Origin of the sequence: Streptomyces iakyrus (assembly GCF_000717055.1) — a bacterium.
Classification (GTDB): domain Bacteria; phylum Actinomycetota; class Actinomycetes; order Streptomycetales; family Streptomycetaceae; genus Streptomyces; species Streptomyces iakyrus.
On sequence record NZ_JNXI01000013.1, the window covers coordinates 273,450 to 287,302 of the forward strand.

Genomic DNA, 13,853 nt, shown 5'->3' on the forward strand with positions numbered 1-13,853 from the left:
CGCGTGTGCGCGGAGAACGTCAGGAAGAGACTCCGTTGAAGCTCAACCTCCCCCGCCTGTCCCGCAGATCACCGGCGCCGGGCTCCGGGCATCGCCGCGTCCTGTCCCGCCGTGCCCTGCTCGGCCGGGTCGCCGCCGTCGGCGGTGCCGTGGGCGTGGCCGCCCTGCCCCTGTCCCATTTCCTGTCCCAGGCGTACGCCGACGCGAACAACCCCATCCCGGCCCGCGTACGGGACGCCCTGCGCAGCGCGCAGGACCGGACCCGGCGCGTGCTGGCGGGCTCGCGCTCCCACAACGGCTGGGAGATGGAGAACGTCGCCGACGACGGCGGCACCGTCTACACCCGCCCCGTCCCCGGCACCCCGCTCAAGGGCATCGCGGTACGGATGGGCGACGTGGAGACCGTCCTCGTCCACCTGGTGCGCAGGTTCCACTACGAGGTCGACCCGTTGCGCCGGGGCGACGTCGTGGGCTGGCACGACCCCACCGCCCTCGCCGGGAGCGGGCCCGAGTCCAATCTGGCGTCCGGCACGGCCGTGCGGATCCGGCCCGGCTTCTACCCGCGCGGCGTCCGGGGCGGCTTCTTCCCGCAGCAGGAGGTCGTGATCCGCGACATCCTCGCCGAGCTCGACGGCGTGGTCCGCTGGGGCGGCGACGACCGTACCCCCGACGAGTCGCTGTTCAGCGTCGACGTACGGCCCGGTGACACGAGGCTGGTCCGGGTCGCGGCGCGGATCCGCGGCTGGCAGCTGGAGCCGGGCGCCGGTGCGGGCTCCGCGGTGAACGTGCTGTCGGGCGGCCGGCGCAAGGCGGCCCGGGCGCTGGAGCGCCGGCAGCGCAGCCTGGCCTGACGGCCGGAGCCGCATGACAAAGGGGGCTTCACCGCGGTGTGCGGTGGAGCCCCCTCGGTCGTCCTGCGCGCGTCCTACCGGGTGAAGCCGTAGTTGAGCAGCTTCGTCGCGTCCGTCTTGCGGGCGTCCGGGCCGGTCGAGGCGAGGACCGTACCGATGACCGTCTTGCCGTTGCGGGTGGCGGCGAAGACGAGGCAGTACTTCGCCTCCGGGCCGGAGCCCGTCTTCACGCCGATCGCGCCGCTGTAGCTGCTGAGCAGCGGGTTGGTGTTCTCCCACGGCGCCATCGTCCGCGTGCCGCCGGTCTTGGTGGTCGTCTTCGCCGTGTACTTCTTCGTCTTGACGACCGTGCGGAACGTGGAGTTCTTCATCGCCGCGCTGGCGAGCTTGGTCAGGTCGCGCGGCGTGGAGTAGTTGGCGCCGTGGCCGATGCCGTCGAACGAGTCGAAGTGGGTGTTCTTCAGACCCAGGTTCTTGGCGGTGGTGTTCATCTTGCCGATGAACGACTTCACGCGTGCCGCGCGCGTCGAGCCCGAGCCGAACTTGTCGGCGAGCGCGTACGCGGCGTCACACCCGGACGGCAGCATGAGCCCGTACAGCAGCTGGCGGACGGTGACCTTGTCGCCGACGATCAGCTTCGCGTTGGACGCGTAGTTGTTGTCGACGATGTAGTCGCTGTACGCCTTCTGGATCGTGACCTTGCTGTCCATGTTGAGGTTCGACTGCTTCAGCACCACCAGAGCGGTCATGATCTTGGTGGTCGAGCCGGTCGAGCGGCGCGTGTCGGCCGCCTTGGTGTAGAGCGACTTGCCGGTCGCGTTGTTCATCACGTAGCCGCCCTTGGCGGCGATGGAGGGCGCGGAGGCGGCCTGCGCCGGCGCGACGGTGAGGGCACCGGTCGCGAGCATGGCGCCGGTGGTCACGGCGACGGCCGCTGCTCTGCGGAAGCGGGTGCCCTGAATGCCGGTTATCAAGTGAAGTACCCCGATTACGTCGAGTGCCCCAACGATGCGGCCGAGTTGAGGACGAGGGGAAGGGGGCCGCACGTGTCTGACTTGTAACTAGCACACGTGGTTGTGCTGTTGCCCGGCGGGACCCCTGCTTTGCCACAGACGTGTGACATACAAGTCCGCATACTGGACGTATCCCTTCATGCGTCCCTGTTGTATCTATGCTGTCGGCATGACCTTGGCCGTGAAGCAACCGCCCGCCGCCGACCGCGTCTACGCCCATGTCAAACAGGGCGTCCTGGAGCGCCGCTTCGAGGGCGGCACCCTCCTCACCGAGGGCGAGCTCGCCGAAGCCGTGGGAGTCTCCCGCACACCGGTCCGCGAGGCGCTGCTCCGGCTGGAGGTCGAGGGGCTCATCCGCCTCTACCCGAAGAAGGGCGCCCTCGTCCTGCCCGTCTCAGCGCAGGAGATCGCCGACGTCGTCGAGACGCGGCTGCTCGTCGAGGGGCACGCGGCGCGCAAGGCCGTGCCCGCGCCGGCCGGGCTCATCGAGCGCCTGGAGGAGCTGCTGGCCCGGCAGAAGAAGCAGGCCGCCGCCGGGGACCTCGCCGGGGCCGCCGTCACCGACCGCTGCTTCCACGCCGAGATCGTCCGCAGCGGCGGCAACGAGATCCTCTCCCGCCTCTACGACCAGCTGCGCGACCGCCAGCTGCGCATGGGCGTCGCCGTCATGCACTCCCACCCGGACCGCATCGCCAAGACCCTCACCGAGCACGAGGAGATCCTCGACGCCCTGCGCTCCGGTGACGCCGAGGCCGCCGTCGGCCTCGTCCACCGGCACATCGGCTGGTTCTCGCACCTGGCCCGCGGGGAGGTCCGATGAGCGCCGTCGCGATACCCGGCGAACCTCCCCCAGAGGGGGCACCCCCAGGCGGCCGCAGGGCCCTGGCCGTCTGGGGCGTCGGCGTCTCGGTCTACTTCGTCGCGGTCATCTTCCGCACGTCCCTGGGCGTGGCCGGCCTCGACGCCGCCGACCGCTTCCACGTGAACGCCTCGGCCCTGTCCACCTTCTCCATCCTCCAGCTGCTGGTCTACGCGGGCATGCAAATCCCCGTCGGCCTGCTGGTCGACCGGCTCGGCACCAAGAAGGTGCTGGCCCTCGGCGCGGTGCTGTTCACGGCCGGACAGCTGGGCTTCGCCTTCTCCCCCACGTACGGCACGGCGCTCGCCTCCCGCGCACTGCTCGGCTGCGGAGACGCGCTGACGTTCATCAGCGTGCTGCGTCTCGGCAGCCGCTGGTTCCCGGCCCGCCGCGGGCCGCTGGTCGCCCAGTTCGCCGGACTGGTCGGCATGGCCGGCAACCTCGTCTCCACGCTCGTCCTGGCCCGGCTGCTGCACGGCATCGGCTGGACGGCGGCGTTCGCGGGCAGCGCGGCGGCCGGGGCCGTGGTGCTCGTCCTGGTGCTGCTGTTCCTCAAGGACCACCCGGACGGCCACGAGCCGGAGCCGCTCCCGCACCAGGGCGCCGCCTACGTGCGGCGGCAGATCGCCGCCTCCTGGCGCGAGCCCGGGACGCGGCTCGGCCTGTGGGTGCACTTCACCACCCAGTTCCCGGCGATGGTGTTCCTGCTGCTGTGGGGCCTGCCCTTCCTCGTCGAGGCACAGGGGCTGTCCCGGGCGGTGGCCGGCGAACTGCTCACCCTCGTCGTCCTGTCGAACATGGCGGTCGGCCTGGTCTACGGCCAGATCGTCGCCCGGCACCACGGGGCCCGGCTGCCGCTCGCGCTCGGCACGGTCGGCACGACGGCGGCCCTGTGGGCGGCGACGCTCGCCTACCCCGGCCCGCACGCCCCGATGTGGCTGCTGATCGTACTGTGCACGGTGCTCGGGGCGTGCGGACCCGCGTCGATGATCGGCTTCGACTTCGCCCGCCCGGCCAACCCGCCCGAACGGCAGGGCACCGCCTCCGGCATCACCAACATGGGCGGCTTCGTGGCCTCCATGACCACGCTGTTCGCGATCGGTGTGCTCCTCGACGCCACCGGCGACGACTACTCCCTTGCCTTCTCAGTGGTGTTCGTGCTCCAGGCGGTCGGGGTCTCCCAGATCCTGCGGCTGCGCAGGCGTGCGGCCCGGCGGGAGCGGGAGCGGCTGGTGGCCAGCCGGGTGGAGACGGTGCACGTGCCCGCGTGACGTCCGTCAGGTGGTCGGTACGAGGGTGAGGTACGCGAGGCCCAGGACGCCGCGGTAGGTGAGCCACCGGGCGCGGTGCCGGTCGACGCGCTGCCGTGTCTCTTCCGCCAGGGGGTGACGGGGGTGCTCGGCGAGCCACACCTCGGTGTCCGCGAGGTATCCCGACTCGAACGCCTCCCACTCGTCGAGGCTCGCGGTCTCCGTCCACTCCGGCCGGAACCCCGCGTCGATCGCCATGCCGATGAGCGTCGCGAGGTCGGTGTGGTCCGACACCGCCGCGTCGGGCCACATGCGGGACAGCTCGTCTCGGGTGGGGGTGCGCTGCCAGAAGCCCTCGCCGAGCAGGACGCGGCCGTGGTCGGTGACCAGGCGGCGCAGTTCCCCGAGCGCGTCGGGGAGCCGATCGCCGAGGGCCTGGCTCGACCCCACGCACAGGACGAGGTCGGCGGGGCCGCGAGTGGTGCCGGTGGCGGACTCCTCCACGAAACGGGCGCGGGAGGCCAGTCCGCGGTCTTCGGCGGCCCTCCTCCCTCGCGCTAGGTCGTCGGCGTCCAGGTCGATGCCGGTGCCGGTCGCCTCCGGTGCGGTGGCCAGGACGCGGAGCATCAGTTCGCCCGGGCCGCAGCCGATGTCCAGGACGGTGGTGGGGTGGTGGCGGGTGAGGCGTTGTACGAGGTCGGCCGCTCTGGCCTCGGACAGGGGGCCGTGGAAGGTGAGGCGGGTGCGGTGGGGTGGGGTCATGCCGGGGACGCTACGGGGGGTGTGAGGCTGCGGCACGGGGTTTTTGGTGCCCGGTGTTGGTGCTGGGGTCGGGTGGGTCCGCAGCCCGGCGGAGCGGGGTGCTGCTGCGCCCACCCGTGCCGCCCCTAGCGGCACGCATGCCCGCAGCGGGGGCGGTCGGCTCTACTGCGTCACCCTGAAGTTGTTCAGGATTGCCGTCGTCAGTTCCGGGTCGCCCTCCGTCTTCAGGCGGTCGGAGACCGACTCCGGGGTCACGCGGCCGCAGGCCAGGCGGACGTACGTCTCCCAGTCGAGGGTGAGGGTCGCGGCGGGGCCGAGGGCCGGGGCCGTCTCCAGGGTGCCGCGGCCCTGGATGTCGACACGGATCGTGCGCAGGAACTCGACGGGCCCGTGCACGTCGAAGACGATCGCCGAGCTGCGCGGCGCCTGCGCGCCCTCGGCCACCACGCGCGGGAGTTCGCCGAGCAGCACGTCCCGGGCGACCAGCGCGCCCGGGGAGTCGAGGTTGCCGGGCCGGCCGAGGGCCGTGCGCAGGTCCTGCTCGTGCACCCACACGTCGAACGCGTGCCGCCGCATCGACTCCTCCAGGGTGAGCTCGCTGCCCAGCGGCCCGCGCACCTTCGTGCCCGGGTCACGCGACTCGTTGCGCAGCTGCCGGTTGCGGCGGATGATCACGTACTCCAGCTCGGAGGTCATTTCCGGCGCCGTGTGGTGGCGGCGGACGTCGACCTGCATCTCCATGTAGCGCTGGTGCTCGTTGGTGACGTGGAAGAGGTCGCGCGGCAGGCTGTGGATGGGGCGCGGGTCGCCGAGCATCTCGCAGTCCAGACCGATGACATGGGAGACCACGTCCCGCACCGACCACCCGGGGCACGGCGTCCGCCGGTTCCATTCGGCCTCCGCGAGCGGCTGGAGCAACTCGGATATCGCTTCGATGGAGTGGGTCCAGGCGTCGGCGTAGGGCTGGAGGGTGGGATGCAGACTCACGGAACGGGACCCCTCGGCGGTTCGGTCACGGGCAGGTGGTGGCGGCGTTGCCAGTGGGAGGTGGCGGCTGTCGGCGGGCGTCTTGCGAGCTAAGTTACGCTGCTGTGAGGCACCCCGGCAGTGCTTTCGTGTGACGATCGTAGGCCCGTGTGGACGGCTCGAATGCCAGGACGGTGGTAGTGTGCGCGCCTCTGTGATCCAGATCGCCGTGAACGAGGACGAATCGGTCGAAGCGCGCCGCCGACGCGTGGCGGCGACGGTCCGGGAGCAGGCCGGGGCCGACCTCGTCGTCCTGCCGGAGCTGTGGACCACCGGTGCCTTCGCCTACGAGGAGTTCGGGCGCGAGGCCGAGCCGCTCGAAGGGCCGACGTACGAGGCGATGGCGAAGGCCGCGAGCGACGCGGGCGTGTGGCTGCACGCGGGTTCCATCCCGGAGCGGGATCCGGACGGGCCGCTCTACAACACCTCCCTGGTCTTCTCCCCCTCCGGCGATCTGGCCGCCGCCTACCGCAAGATCCACCGCTTCGGCTTCGACAAGGGCGAGGCCGTGCTGATGGGCGCGGGCTCCGAGCTGGTGACGGTGCGTCTGCCCGTGACGACCCTGGGCCTGTCCACCTGCTACGACCTCCGTTTCCCCGAGCTCTACCGCGGCCTCGTGGACGCCGGTGCCGAGACGCTCGTGGTGGCGGCGGGCTGGCCGGAGCGGCGCCGCTCCCACTGGACGCTGCTGGCCCAGGCACGGGCGGTGGAGAACCAGTCGTTCGTCCTCGCCTGCGCAACGGCCGGGACGCACGCCGGAGTTCCCCAGGCCGGTCACTCGATCGTGGTCGACCCGTGGGGCGAGGTGCTGGCGCAGGCCGGTGCCGGCGAGGAGGTCCTCACGGTGGAGTTCGACCCGGGGAAGGTCGCGGCGACCCGGGAGCAGTTCCCGGCCTTGAAGGACCGGATGCTGGGCCTCCAGCCCCCTCGCCGGCCCTGAGAACGCGGCCCTGAGCACGGACTTCAGGGCGGCTCAGTCCTCCCGCTCCTTCTCCGCCAGGTGGATCACGCACACGGCCACCGCGATCAGCAGCGCCGGATCCGCGTCCTCGCGGACGACGTCCACGCCGTAGGTGTCCCGCAGGGTCAGCCAGCGCCGGGAGATCACCGCCAGCAGCTCGCCGTCGTACTCGACGGCGAACTCCCGGTCGAGGATCTTGCCGCTGACGTCCAGCTCGTTGCCGTCGGCGAGGGACACCCGGTAGTGGTTGCGCAGCAGGGACAGCCGTTTCCTGCGGATCGTCGCCAGCGGCTCCCCGCTCCGCTGGAGCACCATGGTGTCGCGCAGGGCGAGCATCTTCTGGTGGATGTCGACGAGGACGCGCCCCTGGGTGTCCTTCAGCTCCCAGGTGTCCCGCAGCCGCAGGGCCTTGCCGTCGACGAGGAAGACCTTGCCGCCGTGGTCGTCCTCGATCCAGTAGTCGTCACCGAAGCCGAGGAGCCGGTCGTACACGAGGAATCTCATGACACCAGGGCTTCCCCGCCGCCGCTTCCGAAACGCCGCCTGTAGGCCGACGGGCTGAGCCCGGTCGCCTGACGCAACCGTGCCCGCAGGTTGGCGGCGCTGCCGAGCCCGCTCCTGGCCGCCACCACGTCCAGCCGTTCCTCGCCCCGCTCGATGAGCCGGCAGGCCAGCGTCACGCGCTCCGAGGTCAGCCAGGCCAGCGGCGTCGTCCCCAGCTGGGCACGGAAGCGGCGGTGCAGCGTGGCGTGGCTGACCCGCGCGCGTGCGGCCAGCTCCGCCACCGACAGGGGCTCGCCCAGCCGCTCCTGCGCCCACGCCAGCAGCGGGGCCAGCGACTCGTCCCGCACCTGGGGGACCGGCCGCTCCACGAACTGTTGCTGCCCGCCGTCGCGGTGCGCGGCGAACACCAGCCGGCGGGAGACGTGGTTGGCGATCTCCGCGCCGTGGTCACGCCGCCAGATGTACAGCCCGAGGTCGAGTGCGGCCGCGCTGCCGGCGGCGGTGAGCAGGCCGCCGTCGTCGACGAAGAGCACGTCCGGCTCCAGCAGCACCTCCGGGTGCAGGCGGCGGAAGGAGTCCGCCCAGCGCCAGTGGGTCGCCGCCCGCCGCCCGTCCAGCAGCCCGGCTTCGGCGAGGGCGAAGGTGCCGGTGCAGAAGCTCACGATGCGGGCGCCGTGCGCGTGGGCGTGCCGGATGGCGTCGAGGACGTCGGGGCCGCGTGGTACGACGTTGTCGGGCCGGCCCGGCACGACCAGCGTGTCCGCCTCCGCCACGGCGTCCAGGCCCCGGACGCCGGTGAGCGTGAAGAAGCCGTGGTTCATCCGGATCTCCGGCACGGGCGCGCACAGCGTCACCTCGTACAACGGCCCCGGCAGCCCCAGTTCGGGCCGGGGCAGCCCGAACAGCTCGGTGGCCACCCCGACCTCGAAGGGATTGGTGCCCTCGTCGACGATCACGGCGACCCGGTGCGGGCGCTGCGAGGATCCTTGCGACATGTGCGATTCCTAGCACTCGCACGACGTCCGCGGCACCCCGCAGGATCCCCTCATGACCCAGGAACCCGTTTCCCTCGCCCAGGCCCTGGCCTCCTTCACCGACTGCTGGAGTCCCCGCATCGTCACCGCCGTCAACGACTACGACGTGCGCATCGCCAAGGTGGAGGGCGAACACGTCTGGCACGCCCACGACCACACCGACGAGTTCTTCCTCGTCCTCGACGGTGAACTCCGCCTCGCCCTGCGCGAGCCGGCCGGCGAGCGCACGGTGGTCCTGCCCCGGGGCAGCGTCTTCACGGTGCCGCGCGGCACCGAACACAAGCCGTCCGCCTCCGTCCCCACCGCGATCCTCATGTTCGAACCCACCGGCACCGTGACGGTCGGCGACCGCCACGACGAGGTCCCGGACCATGTGGACGCCACGACGGGACGGCCCTACACCCCGTATCCGTCGCTGTAGCCGTCGCGGCGGTGGTGGTGCACCGCCGGGTCGTCCACGACCGGGGTCGTGGGGGGCACCACCACGCGACGGCGCCTGGCGATGCTGCTGAACGTGGTGACGCCGATCAGTCCGACGATCATCAGAATGATGCCGACCAGGTCGAGGTTGACCCCCTGCATGTCCCAGTCGGTCGCGAACGTGAGGATGGCTCCCACGGCGATGAGGATGATGCATCCGCCGAGGCCCATGTGTGTCGCCTCCCTGTACGGTCCGGTCGTTCCGGTCCCGGAACACCGGGTACCCCCGGGGCGAACACCCATGCGGTGACGGCTCGTTCTACCTCTCCAGGAACGCCGTCAGGGCGCTCGCGAGGAGGAACGGGTCGTCGGCGCCGCACAGTTCGCGCACGCTGTGCATCGACAGGATGGCCACACCGATGTCGACCGTCCTGATGCCGTGCCGCGCGGCGGTGATCGGGCCGATCGTGGTGCCGCAGGGCATGGAGTTGTTGGAGACGAACGACTGGAAGGGCACGTCGGCCGCCTCGCAGGCCGCCGTGAACTCAGCGCGTCCCGAACCGTCCGTGGCGTAGCGGTTGTTGACGTTGACCTTGAGGATCGGGCCGCCGTTGACGCGCGGGTGGTGCGTCGGGTCGTGCCGCTCCGCGTAGTTGGGGTGCACGGCGTGGCCGGTGTCGGAGGACAGGCAGACCGTGCCGGCGAAGGCGCGGGCCCGGTCCTCGTAGGAGCCGCCGCGGGCGAAGACCGAGCGTTCCAGCACGTTGCCGAGGAGCGGTCCGTCCGCGCCGGTGTCCGACTGGGAGCCGTTCTCCTCGTGGTCGAAGGCGGCCAGGACCGGGATGGACGCCGGATTCCCGGAGGCCGCGGCCACCAGGGCCGCCGTGCCGGCGTGCACCGACAGCAGGTTGTCCATCCGCGGGCCGGCCAGCAGCTCGTGGTCGCGGCCCAGGTAGGCGGGCGGTTCCACGGAGTGCGTCATCAGGTCCCAGCCGGTGACCTCGCCCGCGGGGATGCCGGCCGTCTCCTCCAGGAAGGCGATCAGATCGCCGTCGCGGACGTCCCGGCCGAGGCCCCAGACGGGCTGCATGTGCCGCTGCTTGTCGAGCTTGAGGCCGTCGGCCGTCACCGAGCGGTCCAGGTGGATGGCGAGCTGCGGCACGCGCAGCAGCGGCCGGTCCACGTTGACCAGGCGCGTCGAGCCGTCGCGCAGGGTCAGCCGGCCCGCGATGCCCAGGTCGCGGTCCAGCCAGGAGTTGAGCAGCGGTCCGCCGTAGATCTCCACGGCCACCTGGCGCCAGCCGTGCGCCCCGGTGTCGGGGAGCGGCTTGACGCGCAGGTTGGGGGAGTCGGTGTGGGCGCCGACGATCCGGAACGGAGTGTGGGGCGCCGCGCCCTCCGGCACGTACCAGGCGACGATCGCACCGCCGCGCAGCACGTACTTGCCGCCGCGCGTCCCGTCCCAGGCGTCCGTCTCGGCGACCTGCCTGAAGCCGGCCTTCTCCAGCCGCTCGGCTGCGTTCGCCACGGCGTGGTACGGCGACGGGCTCGCCGCCAGGAAGGTCATGAGGTCGTCGGTGTGGCCGCGGTCGAAGCGGGCTGGTTCGGTCATGGGGACACCTTAACGACGGGCGAGGGCCCGTTCCCGGCGTAGGGGAACAGGCCCTCGAACAGAGGACGTGAGGGTGTCTAGAACGCGGCCTCGTCCAGCTCCATCAGGTCCAGCTCGACGCCCTCGGCGACCTTGCGGGCCAGGGTGACGCCCGGCAGGACGTTGGCGGCGAAGAACTTCGCGGCGGCGATCTTGCCGGTGTAGAAGCTCTTGTCCTTGGCGGACGCGGTCTGGAGCTTCTCGGCGGCGACCGCGGCGCCCTTGAGCAGGAGGTATCCGACGACGACGTCACCGGAGGCCATCAGCAGGCGGGTGGTGTTGAGGCCCACCTTGTAGATGTTCTTGACGTCCTGCTCGGTGGCGGCGAGGTCGGTGAGCATCAGGCCGACGATGGCCTCCAGCTCGACTGCGGCCTTGGCGAGGTGCTCGCGGGCCGCGCCGAGCTCCTCGCCGCCCTCACCGAGCGCCAGGAACTTCTTGATGTCCTCGGCGAGGGAGTTCAGCGCGGCGCCCTGGTTGCGGACGATCTTCCGGAAGAAGAAGTCCTGGCCCTGGATCGCCGTGGTGCCCTCGTAGAGGGTGTCGATCTTGGAGTCCCGGATGTACTGCTCGATCGGGTACTCCTGGAGGAAGCCGGAGCCGCCGAAGGTCTGGAGCGACTGGGCGAGCTGCTCGTAGCCCTTCTCGGAGCCGTAGCCCTTGACGATGGGCAGGAGCAGGTCGTTCAGGGCCTCCAGGGCGGAGACGTCCTCGCCCGCGGCCTCCTTGATCTGGATCTCGTCCTGCACGGAGGCCGTGTAGAGCACCAGGGCGCGCATGCCCTCCGCGTACGCCTTCTGCGTCATCAGCGAGCGGCGCACGTCGGGGTGGTGCGTGATGGTGACCTTGGGGGCGGTCTTGTCCATGAAGTTCGCCAGGTCGGGGCCCTGGACGCGCTCCTTGGCGTAATCCAGCGCGTTCAGGTAGCCCGTGGAGAGCGTGGAGATGGCCTTCGTGCCGACCATCATGCGGGCGAACTCGATGATGCGGAACATCTGGCGGATGCCGTCGTGCTTGTCGCCGATCAGCCAGCCCTTGGCGGGGTGCTGGTCGCCGAAGGTCATCTCGCAGGTGTTGGAGGCCTTCAGGCCCATCTTGTGCTCGACGTTCGTGGCGTACACGCCGTTGCGCTCGCCCAGCTCGCCGGTCTCGAAGTCGAACAGGTACTTCGGGACGAGGAAGAGGGACAGGCCCTTGGTGCCGGGGCCGGCGCCCTCGGGGCGGGCCAGCACGTAGTGGAGGATGTTCTCCGACATGTCGTGCTCACCGGACGTGATGAAGCGCTTCACGCCCTCGATGTGCCAGGAGCCGTCCTCCTGCTGCACGGCCTTGGTGCGGCCGGCGCCCACGTCGGAGCCCGCGTCGGGCTCGGTGAGCACCATCGTGGAGCCCCACTGCTTCTCCGTGGCGACCTTGGCTATGTGCTTCTGGACCTCGTTGCCCTCCTCGAAGAGGATGCCGGCGAACGCCGGGCCCGAGGAGTACATCCACACGGCCGGGTTGGCGCCCAGGATCAGCTCGGCGTAGGCCCAGATCAGGGAGCGGGGCGAGGTGGTGCCGCCGATCTCCTCGGGCAGGCCCAGGCGCCAGTACTCGGAGTCCATGAAGGCCTGGTAGCTCTTCTTGAAGGACGCGGGGACCGGCGCGGTGTTGGTCTCCGGGTCGAAGACCGGCGGGTTGCGGTCGGCGTCGATGAAGGACTCGGCCAGCTCGTTCTCCGAGAGGCGGGTGAGCTCCTCCAGGATGCTCTTCGCGGTCTCGACGTCCATCTCCCCGAACGGACCGGTGCCGTACACCTTGTCGCGCCCGAGTACCTCGAAGAGGTTGAACTCGATGTCGCGGAGATTCGACTTGTAGTGCCCCATGGCGACGGCTCCCGGCTCCGTAGAGAGATCGGCGAGGCACTGGATCCTCGCGCTAGTTCACGTACCAACAAGTAGCTACGATGATGCTACCCGTCAGTAATAAGACGCAACCCCATCCGGTCATCTGTGACAGGTCACACCGGAACGGTCAAGGCCGCGGTGTAGCCGTCCCGCGCGCTGCCGGTCACGGCCGCCAGCTGCCGCTCATGACCGTCGGCGAAGACGCCGTCGTCCTCCAGGGAGAGGCTGCTCAGGTTCCGCACGCTGCCGCCGTAGCCGTCCGTGGCGTACACCGCGTCGCAGACGTCCTGGGGGAAGGCGAGCTGAGAGGTGTTCGTGATCGACGTGGCGGCGGTGGCGTCGGCCAGCGAGCCGTAGACCTCGAAGTGGGCGTGCGGCCAGCGGCCCGGGTAGCAGCCGGGGAAGACGGTCGTGAACGTGACCCGCCCCTTCTCGTCCGTCTCCTGGACGCCCCGCAGGTAGTTCTCCTCGGTGACGCCCTCGGAGTACAGGGAGTAGGCGCCCTCCCGGTCGCAGTGCCAGATGTAGACGGCGGCGCCCTTCTTCGGCGCCTGGCAGCCGGAGGCCGCGTCCACCACCGTGAGCGTGATCGTCAGGGGCACGCCCTCGGCCGTGCCGCCCGCGGAGTCGCCGAAGCTCCGGGTGATGTCGCTGCGGACGACCCCGCTCTCCTTCAGCACGTTCACGCCGTTGGAGCCGTCACCGGGGAAGGGCCCGGCCGTCTCCTCGGGGATCTCCGTGCACCCCGCGGACGAGGACCCCGCGGCGGAGGAAGGGGACGCCGAGGGCTTCTCCTGCGAGGTGCAGCCCACCAGCGGGACCAGGCTCGCCCCCGCCATCAGCCGGATCATCCGGCGCCGGGCGAGGACGGGGAGGTCGTGGGAGAGGCCTCCGTCGTGCTCGGGCGGGCTCTGGTCAGGGCGTCCGTTCATGGCACGACGCTACGAGCGCCGAGCGCGGCGATCCACAGACCGCGCGCTGTCAACTCGCTGTCGGTTTGCCTTCAGGGCCGTACCGGCCCAACGGCCCATCCGCTCTCGGTACGCTTGCGCTCATGTACGGCTACGACCAGACAGCGGGCCCGCAAGGGCAGTACGCCCCTCCGCAGCAGCCGATGTCCGGCGGGTACGGGCAGCAGCCGCCGCTGTACCCCGAGCCGTCCCCGCCCTCCCTCACGGACGCGGTGCGTGCCTTCACCACCGGGCAGATGGCCGCCGAGGACTTCCAGCAGGTCTTCGCGACGTCGAAGGTCTACTGCCCGCGCGGTGACAACCCCGGGTTCCTCGCCCTGCACAACACCCAGCAGCCGGTGATCCCGATGTTCAGCACGCTCAAGGAGCTGCGCCGGTACGCGGGCAAGGAGTCCAAGTACTTCGTGATCACCGGCGCGGAGGTGCTGGACCTGCTGCCGACCGGCTACGGCTTCGTCCTCGACATGGAGGGCGAGCACCGCATGGTGTTCGACGCGAAGGCCGTGGAGCAGATGGTCGAGTTCGCGATGCGCCGGATGTATGGCTAGTCGCCATCGCTGCGCAGACGACTAGGACTTGTCCGGCCGATCATGTGACTACTCCGTTGTCGTGTCGTTGATGTGGGCATGGGGCGGGGCGATCTGACAGATGCCGAGTGGGAACGG

The 13,853-nt window shown here is 70.8% G+C and carries 15 protein-coding genes; 6 read left to right on the forward strand and 9 right to left on the reverse strand.

The features are described from left to right. Positions 1–35: 35 nt before the first annotated feature. Positions 36–851 (forward strand): twin-arginine translocation signal domain-containing protein, encoded by an 816-nt coding sequence (locus OO68_RS21180; RefSeq protein WP_245237074.1) that lies wholly within the window; start codon positions 36–38, stop codon positions 849–851. Between the two features lie 74 nt (positions 852–925). Here the strand turns inward: OO68_RS21180 and OO68_RS21185 are convergent, their stop codons facing one another. Beyond that, the gene (locus OO68_RS21185; protein ID WP_033309971.1) at positions 926–1,825 is read right to left on the reverse strand and encodes a D-alanyl-D-alanine carboxypeptidase family protein; all 900 of its coding nucleotides are present in this window, start codon (positions 1,823–1,825) and stop codon (positions 926–928) included. A gap of 208 nt (positions 1,826–2,033) precedes the next feature. Between OO68_RS21185 and OO68_RS21190 the strand changes: the two genes are divergently transcribed. Beyond that, positions 2,034–2,684, forward strand: a complete 651-nt coding sequence (locus tag OO68_RS21190) for a GntR family transcriptional regulator (RefSeq protein ID WP_033309972.1) — start codon at positions 2,034–2,036, stop codon at positions 2,682–2,684. After that, positions 2,681–3,994 (forward strand): MFS transporter, encoded by a 1,314-nt coding sequence (locus OO68_RS21195; RefSeq protein WP_033309973.1) that lies wholly within the window; start codon positions 2,681–2,683, stop codon positions 3,992–3,994. The genes OO68_RS21190 and OO68_RS21195 overlap by 4 nt, the downstream gene beginning before the upstream one ends. A gap of 6 nt (positions 3,995–4,000) precedes the next feature. Here the strand turns inward: OO68_RS21195 and OO68_RS21200 are convergent, their stop codons facing one another. Beyond that, positions 4,001–4,735 carry an SAM-dependent methyltransferase gene (locus OO68_RS21200; protein ID WP_051814744.1) on the reverse strand — a complete coding sequence of 245 codons (735 nt, stop codon included), beginning with the start codon at positions 4,733–4,735 and terminating at the stop codon, positions 4,001–4,003. Between the two features lie 162 nt (positions 4,736–4,897). After that, positions 4,898–5,722 carry a maleylpyruvate isomerase family mycothiol-dependent enzyme gene (locus OO68_RS21205; protein WP_033309975.1) on the reverse strand — a complete coding sequence of 275 codons (825 nt, stop codon included), beginning with the start codon at positions 5,720–5,722 and terminating at the stop codon, positions 4,898–4,900. Between the two features lie 181 nt (positions 5,723–5,903). Here OO68_RS21205 and OO68_RS21210 point away from each other — a divergent pair, with 181 nt between their 5' ends. Next, the gene (locus tag OO68_RS21210; RefSeq protein ID WP_033309976.1) at positions 5,904–6,701 is read left to right on the forward strand and encodes a carbon-nitrogen family hydrolase; all 798 of its coding nucleotides are present in this window, start codon (positions 5,904–5,906) and stop codon (positions 6,699–6,701) included. A 33-nt stretch (positions 6,702–6,734) separates the two neighbouring features. Here the strand turns inward: OO68_RS21210 and OO68_RS21215 are convergent, their stop codons facing one another. Both OO68_RS21215 and OO68_RS21220 read right to left on the reverse strand, forming a co-directional pair. Continuing rightward, a complete protein-coding gene (locus OO68_RS21215; protein WP_033309977.1) occupies positions 6,735–7,226 on the reverse strand; it encodes an LURP-one-related/scramblase family protein in 492 nt (163 codons plus the stop codon). Next, complete coding sequence (locus tag OO68_RS21220) at positions 7,223–8,221, reverse strand: GlxA family transcriptional regulator (RefSeq protein ID WP_033309978.1); 999 nt, start codon at positions 8,219–8,221, stop codon at positions 7,223–7,225. The genes OO68_RS21215 and OO68_RS21220 overlap by 4 nt, the downstream gene beginning before the upstream one ends. Before the next feature lie 52 nt (positions 8,222–8,273). Between OO68_RS21220 and OO68_RS21225 the strand changes: the two genes are divergently transcribed. After that, positions 8,274–8,681, forward strand: coding sequence for a cupin domain-containing protein (locus OO68_RS21225; RefSeq protein WP_033309979.1), 408 nt, complete (start codon positions 8,274–8,276; stop codon positions 8,679–8,681). Here OO68_RS21225 and OO68_RS21230 read toward each other — a convergent pair. From OO68_RS21230 to OO68_RS21245, 4 genes are all read right to left on the reverse strand, one after another. Continuing rightward, positions 8,657–8,911: a DUF6458 family protein gene (locus tag OO68_RS21230; RefSeq protein ID WP_031118113.1), complete on the reverse strand. Its 255-nt coding sequence runs from the start codon at positions 8,909–8,911 to the stop codon at positions 8,657–8,659. The genes OO68_RS21225 and OO68_RS21230 overlap by 25 nt on opposite strands. 88 nt (positions 8,912–8,999) lie before the next feature. Next, positions 9,000–10,292, reverse strand: coding sequence for a M18 family aminopeptidase (locus OO68_RS21235; protein ID WP_033309980.1), 1,293 nt, complete (start codon positions 10,290–10,292; stop codon positions 9,000–9,002). A gap of 77 nt (positions 10,293–10,369) precedes the next feature. After that, on the reverse strand, positions 10,370–12,196 hold the full coding sequence (locus tag OO68_RS21240; RefSeq protein ID WP_033309981.1) for an acyl-CoA dehydrogenase: 1,827 nt from the start codon (positions 12,194–12,196) through the stop codon (positions 10,370–10,372). Positions 12,197–12,330: 134 nt separating this feature from the next. Next, positions 12,331–13,149, reverse strand: coding sequence for an intradiol ring-cleavage dioxygenase (locus tag OO68_RS21245; protein WP_033309982.1), 819 nt, complete (start codon positions 13,147–13,149; stop codon positions 12,331–12,333). Positions 13,150–13,271: 122 nt separating this feature from the next. Here OO68_RS21245 and OO68_RS21250 point away from each other — a divergent pair, with 122 nt between their 5' ends. Then, the gene (locus OO68_RS21250) at positions 13,272–13,736 is read left to right on the forward strand and encodes an SseB family protein (protein ID WP_030846788.1); all 465 of its coding nucleotides are present in this window, start codon (positions 13,272–13,274) and stop codon (positions 13,734–13,736) included. Positions 13,737–13,853 lie beyond the last annotated feature (117 nt).

Coding starts and splice junctions, on each gene's coding strand:
- OO68_RS21190 (WP_033309972.1), top strand. CDS start 2,034: ATGACCTTGGCCGTGAAGCAACCGCCCGCCGCCGACCGCGTCTACGCC.
- OO68_RS21195 (WP_033309973.1), top strand. CDS start 2,681: ATGAGCGCCGTCGCGATACCCGGCGAACCTCCCCCAGAGGGGGCACCC.
- OO68_RS21200 (WP_051814744.1), bottom strand. CDS start 4,735: ATGACCCCACCCCACCGCACCCGCCTCACCTTCCACGGCCCCCTGTCC.
- OO68_RS21215 (WP_033309977.1), bottom strand. CDS start 7,226: ATGAGATTCCTCGTGTACGACCGGCTCCTCGGCTTCGGTGACGACTAC.
- OO68_RS21220 (WP_033309978.1), bottom strand. CDS start 8,221: ATGTCGCAAGGATCCTCGCAGCGCCCGCACCGGGTCGCCGTGATCGTC.
- OO68_RS21225 (WP_033309979.1), top strand. CDS start 8,274: ATGACCCAGGAACCCGTTTCCCTCGCCCAGGCCCTGGCCTCCTTCACC.
- OO68_RS21230 (WP_031118113.1), bottom strand. CDS start 8,911: ATGGGCCTCGGCGGATGCATCATCCTCATCGCCGTGGGAGCCATCCTC.
- OO68_RS21235 (WP_033309980.1), bottom strand. CDS start 10,292: ATGACCGAACCAGCCCGCTTCGACCGCGGCCACACCGACGACCTCATG.
- OO68_RS21240 (WP_033309981.1), bottom strand. CDS start 12,196: ATGGGGCACTACAAGTCGAATCTCCGCGACATCGAGTTCAACCTCTTC.
- OO68_RS21245 (WP_033309982.1), bottom strand. CDS start 13,149: ATGAACGGACGCCCTGACCAGAGCCCGCCCGAGCACGACGGAGGCCTC.
- OO68_RS21250 (WP_030846788.1), top strand. CDS start 13,272: ATGTACGGCTACGACCAGACAGCGGGCCCGCAAGGGCAGTACGCCCCT.